This is a genomic window from Microcystis sp. M015S2 (assembly GCF_020245945.1).
Lineage (GTDB): Bacteria > Cyanobacteriota > Cyanobacteriia > Cyanobacteriales > Microcystaceae > Microcystis.
Genome location: NZ_JADBTX010000115.1, coordinates 20,990 through 37,366 on the forward strand (window position 1 = coordinate 20,990; position 16,377 = coordinate 37,366).

At 42.8% G+C, this 16,377-nt stretch carries 16 protein-coding genes; 13 read left to right on the forward strand and 3 right to left on the reverse strand.

Going from position 1 to position 16,377, the window contains the following annotated elements; translation table 11 throughout:
• Positions 1 to 53 precede the first annotated feature (53 nt).
• From gvpA to IM473_RS19335, 8 genes are all read left to right on the forward strand, one after another.
• Positions 54 to 269, forward strand: a complete 216-nt coding sequence (gene gvpA / locus IM473_RS19300; protein WP_002735503.1) for a gas vesicle structural protein GvpA — start codon at positions 54 to 56, stop codon at positions 267 to 269.
• 441 nt (positions 270 to 710) lie between these two features.
• A complete protein-coding gene (gvpC, locus tag IM473_RS19305) occupies positions 711 to 1,349 on the forward strand; it encodes a gas vesicle protein GvpC (protein WP_002803850.1) in 639 nt (212 codons plus the stop codon).
• A gap of 730 nt (positions 1,350 to 2,079) precedes the next feature.
• On the forward strand, positions 2,080 to 3,120 hold the full coding sequence (gene gvpN, locus IM473_RS19310) for a gas vesicle protein GvpN (RefSeq protein WP_287658243.1): 1,041 nt from the start codon (positions 2,080 to 2,082) through the stop codon (positions 3,118 to 3,120).
• 29 nt (positions 3,121 to 3,149) lie between these two features.
• Positions 3,150 to 3,560 (forward strand): gas vesicle protein, encoded by a 411-nt coding sequence (locus IM473_RS19315; RefSeq protein ID WP_287658242.1) that lies wholly within the window; start codon positions 3,150 to 3,152, stop codon positions 3,558 to 3,560.
• A complete protein-coding gene (locus IM473_RS19320) occupies positions 3,517 to 3,825 on the forward strand; it encodes a hypothetical protein (RefSeq protein ID WP_002803843.1) in 309 nt (102 codons plus the stop codon). The genes IM473_RS19315 and IM473_RS19320 overlap by 44 nt, the downstream gene beginning before the upstream one ends.
• A 375-nt stretch (positions 3,826 to 4,200) precedes the next feature.
• Positions 4,201 to 4,674, forward strand: a complete 474-nt coding sequence (locus IM473_RS19325; RefSeq protein ID WP_104395505.1) for a gas vesicle protein K — start codon at positions 4,201 to 4,203, stop codon at positions 4,672 to 4,674.
• 15 nt (positions 4,675 to 4,689) lie between these two features.
• The gene (gene gvpF, locus IM473_RS19330) at positions 4,690 to 5,424 is read left to right on the forward strand and encodes a gas vesicle protein GvpF (protein WP_287658241.1); all 735 of its coding nucleotides are present in this window, start codon (positions 4,690 to 4,692) and stop codon (positions 5,422 to 5,424) included.
• 14 nt (positions 5,425 to 5,438) lie between these two features.
• The gene (locus tag IM473_RS19335) at positions 5,439 to 5,702 is read left to right on the forward strand and encodes a gas vesicle protein GvpG (protein WP_287658240.1); all 264 of its coding nucleotides are present in this window, start codon (positions 5,439 to 5,441) and stop codon (positions 5,700 to 5,702) included.
• 123 nt (positions 5,703 to 5,825) lie between these two features.
• Here the strand turns inward: IM473_RS19335 and IM473_RS19340 are convergent, their stop codons facing one another.
• The gene (locus IM473_RS19340) at positions 5,826 to 6,158 is read right to left on the reverse strand and encodes a gas vesicle protein (RefSeq protein WP_353737433.1); all 333 of its coding nucleotides are present in this window, start codon (positions 6,156 to 6,158) and stop codon (positions 5,826 to 5,828) included.
• Between the two features lie 92 nt (positions 6,159 to 6,250).
• Between IM473_RS19340 and IM473_RS19345 the strand changes: the two genes are divergently transcribed.
• The 3 genes from IM473_RS19345 to IM473_RS19355 all read left to right on the forward strand — a co-directional run bounded on the left by IM473_RS19345 (position 6,251) and on the right by IM473_RS19355 (position 10,775).
• Positions 6,251 to 6,934 (forward strand): GvpL/GvpF family gas vesicle protein, encoded by a 684-nt coding sequence (locus IM473_RS19345; protein ID WP_287658238.1) that lies wholly within the window; start codon positions 6,251 to 6,253, stop codon positions 6,932 to 6,934.
• 12 nt (positions 6,935 to 6,946) lie between these two features.
• Positions 6,947 to 8,848, forward strand: a complete 1,902-nt coding sequence (locus IM473_RS19350) for an ArsA family ATPase (RefSeq protein WP_287658237.1) — start codon at positions 6,947 to 6,949, stop codon at positions 8,846 to 8,848.
• Positions 8,849 to 8,930: 82 nt separating this feature from the next.
• On the forward strand, positions 8,931 to 10,775 hold the full coding sequence (locus IM473_RS19355) for an AAA family ATPase (protein WP_287658236.1): 1,845 nt from the start codon (positions 8,931 to 8,933) through the stop codon (positions 10,773 to 10,775).
• Between the two features lie 125 nt (positions 10,776 to 10,900).
• Here IM473_RS19355 and IM473_RS19360 read toward each other — a convergent pair whose 3' ends face one another.
• Positions 10,901 to 12,475, reverse strand: coding sequence for a B12-binding domain-containing radical SAM protein (locus tag IM473_RS19360; protein WP_287658235.1), 1,575 nt, complete (start codon positions 12,473 to 12,475; stop codon positions 10,901 to 10,903).
• A gap of 903 nt (positions 12,476 to 13,378) precedes the next feature.
• Between IM473_RS19360 and IM473_RS19370 the strand changes: the two genes are divergently transcribed.
• Positions 13,379 to 14,479, forward strand: a complete 1,101-nt coding sequence (locus tag IM473_RS19370; protein ID WP_287658234.1) for an alkene reductase — start codon at positions 13,379 to 13,381, stop codon at positions 14,477 to 14,479.
• A 340-nt stretch (positions 14,480 to 14,819) separates the two neighbouring features.
• Here IM473_RS19370 and IM473_RS19375 read toward each other — a convergent pair whose 3' ends face one another.
• Positions 14,820 to 15,464, reverse strand: coding sequence for a PEP-CTERM sorting domain-containing protein (locus tag IM473_RS19375; RefSeq protein ID WP_287658233.1), 645 nt, complete (start codon positions 15,462 to 15,464; stop codon positions 14,820 to 14,822).
• A 394-nt stretch (positions 15,465 to 15,858) separates the two neighbouring features.
• On the opposite strand from IM473_RS19375, the gene IM473_RS19380 reads away from it, so the two are divergent.
• Positions 15,859 to 16,377 (forward strand): Rpn family recombination-promoting nuclease/putative transposase (locus IM473_RS19380; RefSeq protein ID WP_502845934.1); only part of this gene is annotated, 519 nt, incomplete at its 3' end.

Consider the following 16,377-nt stretch of genomic DNA (forward strand, 5'->3'; position numbering starts at 1 on the left):
TTTTGGATCAGCGCTGTACACTCTCTATAAAACTAACAAAAAGGTCTATTACCATGGCAGTTGAAAAAACTAACTCTTCCTCCAGCTTAGCTGAAGTTATCGATCGTATCCTTGACAAAGGTATCGTTATTGATGCTTGGGCTCGCGTATCTCTGGTGGGCATCGAATTATTAGCGATTGAAGCTCGTGTAGTTATCGCTTCTGTTGAAACCTACCTCAAATATGCTGAAGCTGTTGGTCTGACTCAATCTGCAGCGGTTCCTGCTTAAGGGTTGATCCCAGATTCTCCTATCTGCTGAGTGAAAACCCTACTGGGTTTTCCAGATCCTCGGCTTTTCTTTAAATCCCTATTGAGTCTAGTTACCCCTCTCTTGGGGCGCAATGGTCTATGATTGACAAGGTTGGCACGGCAACGGATAGCAAAAACAAAGCTAGGCCTATACAAGTTATTTTTGTAACCGTGATTTTGACCTTTGTAGCTAGGTTTACTGTCTATCGCCAGAATGTAAGGCTGACTATTTTTCTGAGTAGAAAGCCATTTTGGGGGTGGGAGGTTGCGCCCCTCAGTCTGGGGTAGTCCCCTACCTCAACTTTGGGATGATAAGAAAAGTCGAAATCTGCTGTCTCTCCCCCCAGTCTCCGTGAAGGTTTTTCTAACGGGTGATTGGGTCAAATCCATTCCATAGTATTTAGTAATTGAGGACAACCCCATGCCTGCTCTCATGGAACAGTTCCGCCAGGATCGTTTATCGATTGCTGAAGAAGTAGCTAAACTCTCGCGAGAAGTACAATCTTTTCTGTTGGATGTCAAAACTGAAAGACAAAAACAAGCGCAAGAACAGGCAACTGCTTTGCGCCAATCTTTCCAAAAAGTTCAACAGGAAAGCCACTTGTTCTTAACAGCTACCCAAAAACAGCGTTTAGCTCAGGCGGAAAAGCAAAAAGAGGATTTACGTCAATTTCAAGAACAACGTTTAGCTGAAGCGAAACGGTTAGATGATGACTTACGTCAACAGCGTCTAGACCGAGCCAAACAGCTAAAGGACGATTTAAGTCAATTCCAAGAACAACGTTTAGCAGCAGCAAAACAGCTGGAGAACGACTTACGTCAACAGCATCTAGATCGAGCTAAACAGCTGAAAGAGGATTTAAGTCAATTCCAAGAACAGCGTTTAGCGGCAGCGAAGCAGCTAGAGGACGACTTACGCCAACTTCATCTAGATCGAGCTAAACAGGTGAAGGATGATTTAAGTCAATTTCAAGAAAGACGTTTAGCTGAAGCGAAACAGCTAAAAGACGAATTGCGTCAATTTCGTCAAGATTTGTCTATCTACGTTTTTGGCAAATAAATCTCTAGGTTAATTCCAACCCACTTAACCCTAGGGCTAGAGTAAAAAACCTCTAGTCCCTTTTCCTGGCTAAACTAGAGGACTATCTGAGAATACAACAATAAGCTTTTGGTTTTCAACCTACTATGCTGGTCCTGTTTTTCTAAGTTTCTAGACTCAACCTAGAAGTGCTGGGTTCCTATTTAGTCCGCTCTAGGTTTCTGGTAAATTAAGAAGTATATAAAACTTCACTTAGTTTATAGTTAATGTTGTCATTAGTAGTATTTTATAGCAGTTTTCATCAGAATGAGGCATGGGCAAGAGGCTTAAACCCTTTGTTGGCAAAACTTGTCGATACCTCAGTAACGTGAAAAGCGCTATATTGACAAAGATTGACAAAGGAGGTAAGTGAAAAGGACTGCATCTGCTTGGAGATTGTTATTGTTTAAGTCTTGAAAAGTAATCTAGACAATAATTTTCGACCCTTGGACCCTTGACTAATGAATATCCTAAAAATACCTTCATAATCAAGGTTCTAGATCTAATTGATGACAGTTCCTAATTTTTTGTGATATTATTATGAGGTAAGCCTTAAAAGCTAAAGACGATTAAACTTGCCGTAAAATTCGGGTAACACGAGCGTCCTTGCCTACTCGGTTATTAAAGGGAAACCTGAACCAGCAGTTGTTAGCTCGAGAATATCCGTCCGCTTCAGGCGGGGATTATCAATGGTATTTACTAGATTTCGACTATGACATTTACTGAAACTCAAACAAGAAGAGCCGTCCTCTCCCTTCGCCCCGGTCAATTTGTTGTTACGCCTTCGATTGATCAAGTTGCCACTCGCGCCTTACGTTATCTAAACGCTGGTTTTTCCATCCATCTATGTGGTCCGGCAGGAACGGGAAAAACCACCTTGGCAATGCACCTGGCCAATTGTTTAGCCAGACCTGTGATGCTAATCTTTGGCGATGATGACTTTACCAGTTCCGATTTAATTGGTAGCCAGTCTGGCTACACCCATAAAAAACTGATGGATAACTATATCCACAGCGTTCTCAAGGTTGAAGACGAGCTAAAACACAATTGGGTGGATTCTCGGTTAACGATGGCCTGTCGAGAGGGGTTTACCCTAGTTTATGATGAGTTCAATCGTTCTCGACCTGAGGTCAACAACGTTTTACTCTCTGCCTTGGAAGAAAAAATTCTCACCCTGCCGCCCACTAGCCATCAACCCGATTACCTACAAGTCAATTCTCAGTTTCGGGCAATTTTCACCTCCAACCCAGAAGAATACTGTGGGGTTCATGCCACCCAAGATGCTTTAATGGATCGGTTGGTAACTATCAATATGCCTGAACCAGATCAACTGACTCAGACTGAAATTCTTGCCCAAAAAACGGGGATTGGTCGAGAAGATGCTTTATTTATTGTCAACCTCGTCAAAACCTTCCGGGTGAAAACTGGGACTGAAAAAACGTCGGGTTTGCGCTCTTGTTTAATGATTGCTAAAGTCTGCGCCTCTCACGATATTGCGGCTGATTCCTCTGACTCGGACTTCCGTGATATCTGCGCCGATGTTCTTTTGTCCCGCACCAATTTATCTGTTGATAAGTCAAGAGCGATTTTATGGGAAATCCTCGAGGACAATCCGTTAGAATCCTTATCCTTTGTAGAGGAAGAGGAGCCTTCCGATGCCCAAGCGTCAACTTCTGAGCCTTCGACAGGAAATCAATCCTTAAAAGCCATTCAATCTTTACTGCGAGGCAACTTGCCCCAGCGAAAAGACTAATTATATACTCTTATTGAGTGAAACCAACCGTGACTTCTTCCACTTTTGCTGGCTCGCTCAGAAACCAGTCAAACAACTCCCTAAAAACAGCAACTCAAGGTTCGAGTTTAGCGGATATACTCGAACGAGTTTTAGATAAAGGAATTGTGATTGCCGGCGATATTTCCGTTTCGATCGCCTCCACTGAACTTATAAATATCCGCATTCGCTTGTTAATTGCCTCTGTTGATAAAGCCAGGGAAATGGGAATCAACTGGTGGGAAGGTGATCCCTACCTCCATAGCCAATCCCAAGCTTTACTAGCAGAAAATCGGGAACTTTCACTCCGACTCCAAACCCTAGAAACTGAGCTTGAAACCCTAAAATCCTTAAACCAATCGAGTGCAATGGAGAGCCATGATACCAGTCCGAACGATGAAGCACATTCCTCAGATGCGTGAAATTCCTCACCTGAATCCTCAAAGGTTAGGAAATTTACACGAGACGATTGCCCCCCTTGATAAGGCCAGGGAAACTGCGATTAACAGCTTGCAAGGTTATCCCTACCTCCCTAGCCAAGGCCAAGCTTTATTCGCAGAAAACCTGGAACTTTCACGCCGACTTCAAACCTTAAAATCCTTAACCAAATGGAGTGTAATGGAGAGACGTGATGGCAGTCCCAACGATCAAGCACATTCCTCGTATATATTGAAATTCCTCAATTGAATCCTCAAACGGTCAAGAAGTTTACAGCAGTTAACGATTGCCTCTGTTGATAGAGCAAGGGAGATGGCAATTAATGGGTGGGCAAGCGACTCCTATCTCTATAGCCAATCCCAAGCCTTATTAACAGAAACCTCGGCAGCTAAACTTTAAGCCTTAAAATCCCTACCCCAATCGGGGGCAATCGAGGGCTACGATACCAGTTAAAATAATCAAGCACATTCCTCCTGTCGGGTAAATTCGTCACTAGAATCTTCACAGGGTGGCGGGAAGTTGACATTGCTTGGTTACATCATTTTTTCCCTCAGATAAAATTTCTTGGCCAAGCCCCCCACTAGAGACTCACCCTTAAGAACTCCTCATTTACCAACTCCAACCATGACACTTGCTTGCACACCTTACGATTCTGATAATCAAGCCTTGCTGACCCCTCCAGAAAGTAATAGCCAAGCTGGTTTAGCCCCTTTACTGTTAACTGTTGTGGAACTGGTACGCCAATTGCTCGAAGCCCAAATCATTCGTCGGATGGAAAAAGGGGTTCTCAGTGAGTCTGATTTAGATAGAGCTGCAGAAAGTATACAAAAATTGCAAGAACAAATTCTCCATTTGTGTGAAATTTTTGAGGTTGAGCCAGAAGATTTAAATGTCCACCTAGGAGAGTTTGGCACTCTTTTACCGGAAGCGGGGAGTTATTACCCGGGAGAGGAGGGTATTAAGCCTTCTGTGTTAGAATTAGTGGATCGACTCCTCAATACAGGGGTTGTTGTGGAAGGAAATGTTGATCTGGGTTTAGCTCAACTAGATCTAATTCATCTAAAGCTTCGTTTGGTTTTAACTTCTCAGCCGGTTTAATTTGGGAGAATACTGATGACAGTGGGTCTTTATTTATATGGAATATTTCCCGAACCAGTTCCTGACGGACTGGTTTTGCAAGGGATTGATAATGAGCCGGTTCACAGTGAGATGATTGAGGGTTTTAGTTTTCTCTACTCCGCTGCTCATAAAGAGAAGTATTTGGCATCCCGTCGCTATTTAATTTGCCATGAAAAAGTATTAGAAACTGTCATGGAAGCAGGGTTTACAACGTTGTTGCCCCTGCGGTTTGGCTTAGTTATCAAAACCTGGGAATCCGTCACCGAACAACTAATTACTCCCTATAAAACCCAACTGAAAGAATTATTTGCTAAACTGTCAGGACAACGAGAGGTTAGCATTAAGATTTTTTGGGATAATCAGTGGGAATTACAAGCGGCTTTGGAGTCTAATCCTAAGTTAAAGCAAGAACGGGATGCGATGATGGGGAAAAACTTAAATATGGAAGAAATTATCCATATAGGTCAACTCATTGAAGCCACTGTATTGCAACGGAAACAAGACATTATTCAAGTCTTTAGAGACCAATTAAATCATCGCGCCCAAGAGGTGATTGAAAGCGATCCGATGACGGATGACATGATTTACAATGCAGCTTATTTAATTCCCTGGGAGCAAGAGCCGGAATTTAGCCAAAACGTTGAAGCGATCGATCAGCAGTTTGGTGATCGCCTAAGGATTCGCTATAACAATTTAACTGCACCCTATACCTTTGCCCAACTTATCTAAGGAGAGTATCAGTTATGTTTCTCGATCTTTTACTTCTTCCTATTACCGGTCCTATTGGGGGTCTGATCTGGATTGGGGAGAAAATTCAAGAGCGTGCAGATATAGAATATGATGAGGCGGAAAATTTGCACAAATTGTTATTATCCTTACAACTATCTTACGATATGGGCAACATTTCTGAGGAGGAGTTTGAAATTCAGGAAGAAGAACTTTTATTAAAAATTCAAGCCTTAGAAGAAGAAGAAGAGGCAGAAAACGAATCTGAATCTTCTCTCTAAACTTGCAATCTTTCCCACCACATAGATCATGAACAAAATCACAAATTGTAAGCTTAGTAAGGGCGGATTTGACAAGCTGGAGAACTCGTTGAAGCTTGGTCAGAACTAGCCCTTGGTTAAGCCTTAATATTCTAGGTAAAAAGTTTGGAAATTACTGGAATTATTAGAGGAGTGAGCAACAGTTTTGGGGGAATCAGGTTTTTTAGCTACACTAGGAGGATTGACTGTACGCAAATTTTGAATACTTTGTTCTGTGATCTCAATTTGATCTGTCACAGACGTGAGACGACTTTTTAACTGCTCAATCTGCCGCTCCATCATTTCTAATTTTTCTTGGATACGTTGTTTTTCAGTAATTAACTTGTAAAGCTCAAGTTGGTGATCTGCTTCAGATTGTTTCCGAGGCATAGTGCTAATTTTAGATCTAATTGGTCTGGGTGGACGAGTGGTTGTCATAAAAATCCCTGAATAACTTAGAATATTCTAGCATATCAACGCCCCAATATAAAAATTCGTAAAAAATCGTCAATTTTCTTTCGGTCAACCTTATGAAATTGTACAATCTATATACTTACGCTTTTTTGAAAACCCCAATAGAAAGCCTAACATTACCCGTTGGAATGGCTAACCCGTTGTTACTGATAACTGGTGGAGAGCTCTCGGCCGTAGTCGAGCCCGAAGTTTGTTTAGACACTTTACAAAATGATGATGAACGCTTGATTCAATCGGTTTTATGCCATGATCGAGTCATCTGTGAATTATTTCGACAAACCACTATTTTACCCTTACGTTTTGGCACATCTTTTTTAGAGGCAGAAAATTTACTGACTCATCTTTGTTCTCATGCCCAAGAATATCAAGAAAAAATTGAAGAACTTGAGGGAAAAGGAGAATATCTTTTAAAATGTATTCCCCGTAAGCTAGAGGAGCCTGTAGTCTTTTCTGAAAGCAGGGGCAGACAATATTTTTTAGCCAAAAAACAGCTTTATGAAGCCCAACAAGATTTTTATACTTTGCAAGGTTCAGAATGGCAAAATTTCGTGCATTTAGTGACCCAAAGCTATCCGTCAACGAGAATTATTACTGCTCCAGGGACAGAATCACGAATTTATCTTTTAGTTGATTTTCAAGAAGAACCTTTACTAATCGAGCAAGTCTTGCATTGGCAGAAAGCCTGCCCCCGTTGGGAATTACAATTAGGACAAGTTTCTCCCCCCTATCACTTTACTTAACTTGATTTCTCTATGGCTAACTTTAACTTGGTAAATAACTCTCTAAGTCGTTATGACACTCGACATTTAGTTATGTTTAGTGGCAAAGGAGGAGTGGGAAAAACCACCCTTTCCTGTGGATTTGCTCGCCGTTGGGCTAAATTATTTCCCGAGGAACAAATCCTGTTAATCTCAACCGATCCTGCTCATTCTTTAGGGGATGTATTGCAAACAGAAGTTAGCGATCAAGCATTATCTGTAAAAGACTTACCTAACTTAAAAGTTAGGGCATTAGATGCGGAAAAATTGCTCTTAGAATTTAAAGAAAAATACGGAAAATTTTTAGAACTTTTAGTAGAACGGGGCAGTTTTGTTGAAGGAGAAGATTTAACTCCTGTTTGGGATTTAGACTGGCCAGGTTTAGATGAAATCATGGGTCTATTAGAAATTCAGCGATTACTTATTGACAATGTTGTAGATCGAATTGTTGTTGATATGGCTCCCTCTGGTCATACCTTGAATTTATTGGGAATTAAAGACTTTTTAGAGATTATTTTAAATTCTTTAGAGTTGTTTCAAGAAAAACATCGTGTTATTTCGCAAACTTTTGCAAAAACCTACAATGCCGATGATGTGGATGACTTTTTAGTCAAAACACAAGCAGAATTAACCGAAGGCAAACGAATCCTACAAGATCGGGATTTTACCCTTTGTTTAATTGTGGCAATTGCCGAACCGATGAGTTTATTAGAAACCGAACGATTACTCAATAGTTTGCATCACTTAAATATTCCCTGCGGCAGATTATTTATTAATCGCATTCTAACGGATCCTAATCAAAATTTAGATCGCTACAGTGAGCAACAGCAACTCCTCGATAAATTCCTAAAAATTCCAGGTCAAGAAACAATTTTCACCCTGCCACAACAGGCAAAAGAACCCCTGGGAGGTGAAGCATTAGATCAGATCATGAGTCAAATTGAAATTATCGAAAAAGTAGAATTTATGGCCCCGCCTCCTATTCAATGGCCGCAAAAAATTCTGCCGAGTTTTAGTGATTTTATTGACGACAAACGCCAACTCATTATCATTGGTGGCAAGGGGGGAGTGGGAAAAACTACCGTTGCCGCAGCTATTGGTTGGGCGTTAGCTAATCGTCATCCCGAGCAAAAAATTAGAATTATTTCTATTGATCCGGCTCATTCTTTGGGAGATGCCTTTGGGACAAAGTTAGGACATCAATCCACGCAATTAACTGATAATTTAAGTGGTCAAGAAGTTGATGCTAATATCGTTTTAGAAAAATTTCGGGATGATTATTTATGGGAACTGGCAGAAATGATTAGTGGTGAAGGTAAGGAAGAAGGGAATATCAAACTAGCTTATACTCCAGAAGCTTGGCGGCAAATTGTCGCTCAATCTCTGCCAGGAATTGATGAAATGTTGTCCCTAGTAAAAGTAATGGAGTTATTAGACCAGAAACAACAAGATTTGATTATTTTAGATACGGCTCCTACCGGTCATCTCCTGCGATTTTTAGAAATGCCAACGGCTTTAGGAGATTGGTTAAGTTGGATTTTTAAGCTTTGGATGAAGTATCAAGATGTCTTAGGGCGTGTAGATTTAATGGGACGATTGCGAATCTTAAGACAACAGGTGATGTCTGCCCAGAAAAAACTCAAAGACCCCCAACATACAGAATTTATTGGAGTTTTGCAAGCCCAAGATGCCATCGTTGCCGAACAACTGCGATTGACAGCATCTTTGAAAAAAAAGGGAGTCTATCAACGTTACGTCGTGCAGAATCGTTATCATGCTAATGAGGAAATTGATCGGGATTTATTCCCAGATCAAACTTTGATCCGCTTACCCAGTTTACCTCGGTCAGTAGAACCTCTAGCCCGGGTAAAAGGCGCAGCAGATCTGTTATTTTAAAGGTAATTAGTCTTTAGAGTCGGACTTCTTAACCCCATCTATTACCCAGTCCCCATCCTTCACTTGACTCAGGAGAAATTTTATGGTAGAACTATTCAAAGGCTTTGAGCAATTAGTCGAACTGGCTAAAACCTTAGAGGAAAAACTGGAAAAAGGGGAAATTAAAACCGAAGTGCAGTTTAACTCTCGTCCCTTGAGTAACATTCCCCGCGCTGGCGGTATTCCCCGTCCAGGGGGAGTTTATCGCCAGAACAATGCTGGTGGGGATGATTTTGAGGTCAATCGCAATCGCTCATCCTCCACTGATTCAGGGGTTGAAGACAGTATGACACAGCCCGAAGAACCCACCACGGCTTCCCTTAAAGATGTTGGTGGCTTGACAGAAGTGATTAAAGAACTCAAAGAACTAATTGCCATTCCTCTGAAACGCCCGGACTTGTTGGCCAAGTTAGGACTTGAACCCACTCGCGGCGTTCTCTTAGTCGGACCACCTGGAACCGGTAAAACCCTGACTGCCCGTGCTTTGGCCGAAGAACTCGGTGTTAACTATATTGCCTTAGTCGGACCAGAGGTGATCAGCAAATATTATGGGGAGGCTGAGCAAAAACTGCGGGGAATTTTTGAGAAAGCCGGTAAGAATGCGCCTTGTATCGTTTTTATTGACGAAATTGATAGCATGGCACCCGACCGCAGTAAAGTTGAAGGGGAAGTAGAAAAAAGACTGGTGGCCCAATTGCTGGGTTTAATGGATGGCTTTGCCCAAAGCCAAGGGGTGATTGTTCTAGCGGCGACAAACCGTCCCGACCATCTTGACCCTGCCCTCCGTCGCCCTGGACGGTTTGACCGAGAAGTCCTCTTTCGGGTGCCTGACCGCAAGGGCCGTTTAGAAATCCTCCAAATTCTCACCCGTTCCATGCCCCTAGATGAATCAGTTTCCTTAGATCTGATTGCCGATAATGCGGTGGGATTTGTCGGGTCAGATTTAAAAGCCGTTTGCCAGAAAGCGGCCTATAGTGCTTTACGACGCCAGGTTCCTACGATTGACTCGCAAATTCCAGAAACAATGACGGTGGTTCAAGCCGACTTTTTGCAAGCCCTGAAAGAAGTTAAACCGGCGGTATTGCGGTCTGTGGAAGTGGAATCTCCCCATGTGGACTGGGACAATATTGGCGGACTTGAACAGATTAAACAAACCCTACAGGAGTCCGTGGAAGGGGCATTACTCCATCCGCAATTATATACGCAAACCAAAGCCCAAGCTCCCAAAGGTATTTTACTTTGGGGTCCCCCCGGAACGGGAAAAACCTTATTGGCCAAAGCGGTTGCATCTCAGGCGCGAGCTAATTTTATTAGTATTAATGGACCTGAGCTTTTGAGTAAATGGGTGGGTGCGAGTGAACAAGCGGTGCGTGAGTTGTTTGCCAAAGCTCGTCAGGCAGCACCTTGTGTGGTTTTTATTGATGAAATTGATACTTTAGCACCGGCAAGAGGTCGTTATAGTGGGGATTCAGGAGTGAGTGACCGGGTTGTGGGACAAATCCTCACGGAGTTAGATGGGTTGCAAACGGGGGCAACGATTTTAGTGATTGGAGCCACTAATCGCCCAGATGCGTTAGATCCAGCCTTATTGCGAGCGGGACGGTTGGATTTACAGTTAAAAGTTGATTTACCGAATGCCTCTAGTCGTTTAGCAATTCTCGGTGTCCATAATGATGAACGTCCTTTAGAGGATGTGGATTTAGGCTATTGGGCCGAGGCAACCGAAGGCTGGAATGGCGCAGATTTAGCGTTATTATGTAACCAAGCGGCACTGATGGCAATTCGTCGTTATCGCCATCAGGGAATGACTGACCCGGCTGAGATTCGCATTACAACGGCTGATTTTAATCATGCTTACCAACTGTTGGTTGAACAGCGTGCCAATTGATTTTTTTCCCCCTTACTTAAAGTAAGGGGGGAGAATCTCAACTCAGGAAAACCATCCTAAAAAGGAAAATTTGCCAAAATCTCTGCGATCAAATGAGCCACCACCCATATTGGTATAAGTTTAGTTTATGCCGCTATCGGTGGATTTAAAGGGCCAGCTTCTGTCATCCTTGCTTTCTGTTGCTTCAAATCGGCTAGTTGTTTTAGTAATTGTTCTCTGACTTCATAGCGATAGGCAAAAAAATGCTCACCTATCCCTAGGGTCGCTAGATACTCTTCTAGCAGACGGGGCTTGACCCAGGCAATCACCGCCAGTTGCCACCAGAAACGGAACCGCGTCGGTCGGACAATCCCCTGCCGCCAGAGCAAGGAACGGAACAATTGCCACTGTTGCCCATCTAATTTACGGTTCGATTTGCCGCGCCATCCCCCCATGATCATGAAATGGTTGAAGGTTCGTTTCAGGTAGTTAACAGGATCATAGATTTCCCAGAAAGCATCGATGTATTCTTCGGTAATCTCTTCCACTGGGCGAGTTGGCTCAAAGTTCATCATCGCTCCCTGATGGAAAGTACCCATGCCATCCACCAGACGACCTTCCTGTTGCAGGCGATTCCACAGGGCGGTATTTTGCAGGGCCTGCAGCAGGCTAAACTGCCCTTGGGGAATACTCGCCTCCATAATAAAATCTTTGATCCGCTGCCCTGCGCCAGGTTTCTCATTGTCAAAACCGATAATGAAGCCAGACATAATCTGCAGCCCCATGCGGGTAATTTTGTGACAGGATTCAATCAGGGATTGGCGGGTGTTTTGAACCTTGTTAATGCCCATTAAGCTATCGGTATCTGGTGTCTCAATCCCCATAAACACCAGCACAAAGCCGGCCTTGACCATTAACTCGATCAGTTCGCTGTCTTCGGCCAGATTAAGGGAAGCTTCCGTAATCAGTTTAAAGGGATACTGGTGTTCTTCCATCCAGGGGATCAACTGCCGCAGAAACACCTTGGCATTCCGCTTATTGCCAATGAAGTTGTCATCGACAACAAAAATGTAGCGCCTCCAGCCCAGTTGATATAACGTCTCCAACTCAGCCAACATTTGTTCTGGGGTTTTGGTGCGCGGTTTGCGGCCATAGAGGTTGATGATGTCACAAAATTCGCATTGAAAGGGGCAACCGCGAGAAAACTGCACAGTAATCGCCAAATAGGCATCTAGATCTAGCAGATCATAGCGGGCGATCGGTGTCATGGTGACATCAGGTTTCTCACTGGCTCTAAAGACACCACTCGGTTCACCCCGCTCTAGGGCCGCCAGGAACAGAGGGATTGTCAGTTCTCCTTCATCCAGAATCAGGTAATCTGCCCCAGCTTTTTGGGCAACTTCTGGATAGGAGGTGGGGTAAGGCCCGCCTACAGCCACTTTTTTACCCAACTGCAACCCTTTGGCAATCAATTCTTGAAAGTCCTTTTTCTGAATAATCATGGCGGAGATGATTACCAAATCGCACCACTCCCAATCCGAAGCCGTTTCTAATCGGACATTGCGATCAACAAACCGGATTTCCCAATCCGATGGCAACAGGGCCGCCACCGTAATTAAACCTAGAGGCGGATTGGTTGATCTCAAGCCGGCTAGATCTAAAGTCTCTTGATAGGACCAAAAGGAGTTGGGCATCAGCGGCCACAGTAATAGGGCTTTCATTCAGGTGTCTCCAATGAAGAAGCTAGATGCTTTACATACTAGCTACAAAGCCTAAGTTGATCAAGACTTTTTTAACATCTTTTTTTAATAAAAAATTAGTTCTAAATAAATCGTGAAAAAACAGCAATTTTTTCGAGATCAGCACAATTAAATGAACGATGCTTGCTAAAAACTCGTGTTTTCCCATTTTTATCAACGCACTATAGTGGCTGTCTAACTCTTTTGGGTATTTTTGGGTAGATTTACTAAAAAATGCTGATTCTGAAAAACCCTGTTAAAATTCGCAAGTACCGAATAGTAATTTTTTCGTTTTAGTCCCTATAAAGCCTGTTTTATCGGTAAAAAACGAGTTACTAGACATCTCCACAATGACTATTTCTGGTCAGGTAAACATAAGCGTAATTACACTATTTTTACCGAATCGGACAAAAAATTTTCTCCTATCAATTTTCGTCTTTATGACAAGTGGGAGGGAAAAAATAAGAACGATGACTTGAGAGAAATGGTCAAGGAGATGATGGAATGGGGTTACTACCCTGATACATAAGTGGGGACAGGTGGATCTGTGGTATTGTTTTGGCAATCGGATAGTTTAGTTTCCTATCTCTTTAGATTTAAGCAATATTTCTGATGCCGAAGTTGCCAAGAAATTTATCATGACTTAACTACCAGAAAATATGGTTTATGTCTCTTTAATTTGGGACGATGAATAAATTAAATAACTGGTAATTATAGTCAGATTTATGACCAAGATCAATTATAGTCAGCTAGTTGACCCGATTAATTATCCTCCCTTAGGAGAGGAACAATCTCGCAGATAGACAGTCAATCATCCTGGGGTGTGATTGTCCGGTTTTAACTAATTGCGGTAAAATTAACCTAAATTCTCTATCGGCAAATTCGATGACTTCCTTCACTACTTCCCTGGCTCTTTTAAGTCAATTTAAATTGGGAGATTTAAACCTAGAAAATCGTCTTGTGCTTGCTCCCATGACGCGAGCGCGAGCCGGAGAAAAACGTCTTGCTAATGAGATAATGGCCGAGTATTACCGACAAAGGGCCAGCGCCGGATTAATGATTACAGAAGCGACGGTAATTTCTCCCCAAGCTAACGGTTGGCAAAATACCCCCGGTATCTACACCGATGAACAAGCGCAAGCATGGCAAATGGTGACAAAAATCGCCCAAAGAAAAGGAACACCAATGTTCTGTCAATTGTGGCACTGTGGTCGCGCTTCTCATCCGAGTTTTCAGGAAAATGGGGCTTTACCGGTTGCCCCTTCCGCAATTAGGATTAAGGGGGAGTTGCATACACCCATAGGTAAACAGCCCTACGAGACCCCTAGAGCCTTAGAAACCGAGGAAATCCCCACAATTGTCGCCGATTACCGCCAAGCCGCTCAGAGGGCAAAATTAGCGGGGTTTGATGGCATAGAAATTCACGGGGCTAATGGTTATTTAATCGATACTTTTCTACAATCGGCCACCAATCAGCGTCAGGATAAGTACGGTGGCAGTTTGGCAAATCGCTATCGTTTTTTACAGGAAATAGTCGAGGCAATTTTAACTGTTTTTCCCAGTCATCGGGTGGGGGTGCGTCTGTCTCCCAATGGCGTTTATAATGACATGGGTTCCGAGGATTTTCGAGAAACTTTTCTCTATGTTGCCCAAAGATTAAATGAGTACAATTTAGCTTATTTGCATCTGCTAGATGGCTTGGCTTTTGGTTTTCATGAAAAGGGTCAACCGATGCTTTTATCCGAGTTTCGGGCTGTTTTTAATAGTGCATTAATCGGCAATTGTGGTTATACAAAAGAAACTGCTGAAGCCGCTATTCAGTTAGGAGATGCGGATTTAATTGCTTTCGGTCGCCCCTATATCAGTAATCCCGATTTGGTGGAAAGATTCGCCAATAATTGGCCCCTTAATCCCGATGCCCAGATGAAAGATTGGTATTCTTTTGACAAGGAAGGTTATATCGATTTTCCCAGTTATAAACCCTAGTTATACTAAATCCAGTTATTAAAGACTGATTATCTATTCCTCCTTTTGCCTCTTGCCTATCCTGATAAGTAGCCTATACTCAACGGATTTAAGTAGCTGGTTATAATTAAATTAAAAATGGATTTTAGGTTCGATCCCCCCTGCCCCCCTTAATAAGGGGGGTGCCGATAGGCGGGGGGATCTGACAGTTTTTAATACCTACCTACTTAGTATTAGATATGTGTAATTAATTGTGTCTAGCTACTTATCCATTATGTGCCAAAATTCAATAAGCGAGAGCGCCTTTGTCCCTAACCAAAAAGGAAGGCTTTTAAACCTTCCTTACACTATAATTGGTCATTTATTGACGTTTGCAAGCCAATACACCCAGAGAACCCACCGCTAATAAGCCTAAAAGGGTGCCTGGTTCGGGGGTTGTCTGTGTCTGGGTGCCTTGAATAGTCCAGTTAGCAGCAACGATGTTACCTGATACATTGGTCAAATTGACTTTGTTTGAGAAATTATCAGTCGAGTAAACGAAATTGTCCCCATTGATGAACCATCCGATAGGCGTTTGTGCAGAATTGGTTGAGACGACATTGGGACCATTGGGACCATTACCATCATCCCAATCGGCAGGAACAGCGGTTAATGTTCCCGAGGCATCGGTGACAAAGCTTCCTAAAGCAAGATCCAACCCATTACCCCCAACCCCATTAGGATCAAAGGTGGTAACGTGGGCCCCATTACCAAAATTGAAGGTGACACTCACAATGTTACTGGCGGTCCATGTTTGGTTGAACAGGGAACTTCCCCCATTGTCAAGCTGAAAGGTAATAACCGCAGTATCACCGACAGTAACGTTATCGACAAGGGGTAAAAAGTCGACTGCTGCAACAGTACCCGTATAGGTAGCGGTAAAAATGGCGGCATGGGCGGGAATGGCACTGAAAACGGCACAAGTCACCGCAGGAAGGCAAAGGGCTTTTAGCAGTTGATTAGTCATTTTTGATCAATTGACAAGTTAATTTCATGGCCAATACTGGGGAAAAATTGCTATTTATACCCCATAAATCATTGCTTAATAGTAATAAGCAGCATAATTCTACCCCCCCCCCGAATTTGTCAAGTATTCTCCGTTTTTTATTGATGAACACGGAAAAAAGCCCATCGGGGAGAGACTGGAAGGGTTCGCCAAGGAAACATCTTAAATTAATCGGTAATGATTAAGATTGCGCTATTTTAGGGGTTAGGGGGGAACAAAACGTCCTAATCTTAGCGGGTACTGCTATAAAATAAGAGCATGAAAACTGACACAATTTTTTATCAACTCAACTCTTTCAATCTTTCCCCTCTATCTTCTTTGAATTAATTCAACTCCCTATCAGCGAAGCCAAGGCATGAGTAGAAAACGGGTTTCTCGGAGAAACCCGTTTTCTGTGCGTTACTCAACGGATTTAGAAGATGAGGCTTTTTATCGCCGCTTTTTCACCGAAATATTCTTATATCTCAGTAAAACCGACTTAACCAATGATTGGCGAGGTGTGATTGTCTATCCTAACCCTCAAGTAGAAACCGATAAAGTTCAACGCTATCGGGAACTTCTCAACTCCGAGCGAGTGAGACGGATTTATCTGAATGAATTAGAAAACATTCCTCAAACTTCCATTGGTTTAGCTACAGTCCAATTAATCACCCTATCTAAAGCAAAAGCGCTTGATAGCACCCGAAAATTAATCCAAAGAGTGCGGGAAGAATTAACCCCCGACCAAAAACCGCAAGAACTCTTACAATTAATAGAGACGATTCTCGTTTATAAGTTACCGCTTCTCAATCGTCGGGAGATAGAAACTATGTTTAGTTTAGATGAATTAAAACAAACTCAGTATTTTCAAGATGTGCGCGAGGAAGCGCGTCAG

Excerpts from the sequence above, each read along its gene's own strand:
- gvpA (WP_002735503.1), top strand. The coding sequence starts at position 54 with ATGGCAGTTGAAAAAACTAACTCTTCCTCCAGCTTAGCTGAAGTTATC.
- gvpC (WP_002803850.1), top strand. The coding sequence starts at position 711 with ATGCCTGCTCTCATGGAACAGTTCCGCCAGGATCGTTTATCGATTGCT.
- gvpN (WP_287658243.1), top strand. The coding sequence starts at position 2,080 with ATGACATTTACTGAAACTCAAACAAGAAGAGCCGTCCTCTCCCTTCGC.
- IM473_RS19320 (WP_002803843.1), top strand. The coding sequence starts at position 3,517 with ATGATACCAGTCCGAACGATGAAGCACATTCCTCAGATGCGTGAAATT.
- IM473_RS19325 (WP_104395505.1), top strand. The coding sequence starts at position 4,201 with ATGACACTTGCTTGCACACCTTACGATTCTGATAATCAAGCCTTGCTG.
- gvpF (WP_287658241.1), top strand. The coding sequence starts at position 4,690 with ATGACAGTGGGTCTTTATTTATATGGAATATTTCCCGAACCAGTTCCT.
- IM473_RS19335 (WP_287658240.1), top strand. The coding sequence starts at position 5,439 with ATGTTTCTCGATCTTTTACTTCTTCCTATTACCGGTCCTATTGGGGGT.
- IM473_RS19340 (WP_353737433.1), bottom strand. The coding sequence starts at position 6,158 with ATGACAACCACTCGTCCACCCAGACCAATTAGATCTAAAATTAGCACT.
- IM473_RS19345 (WP_287658238.1), top strand. The coding sequence starts at position 6,251 with ATGAAATTGTACAATCTATATACTTACGCTTTTTTGAAAACCCCAATA.
- IM473_RS19350 (WP_287658237.1), top strand. The coding sequence starts at position 6,947 with ATGGCTAACTTTAACTTGGTAAATAACTCTCTAAGTCGTTATGACACT.
- IM473_RS19355 (WP_287658236.1), top strand. The coding sequence starts at position 8,931 with ATGGTAGAACTATTCAAAGGCTTTGAGCAATTAGTCGAACTGGCTAAA.
- IM473_RS19360 (WP_287658235.1), bottom strand. The coding sequence starts at position 12,475 with ATGAAAGCCCTATTACTGTGGCCGCTGATGCCCAACTCCTTTTGGTCC.
- IM473_RS19370 (WP_287658234.1), top strand. The coding sequence starts at position 13,379 with ATGACTTCCTTCACTACTTCCCTGGCTCTTTTAAGTCAATTTAAATTG.
- IM473_RS19375 (WP_287658233.1), bottom strand. The coding sequence starts at position 15,464 with ATGACTAATCAACTGCTAAAAGCCCTTTGCCTTCCTGCGGTGACTTGT.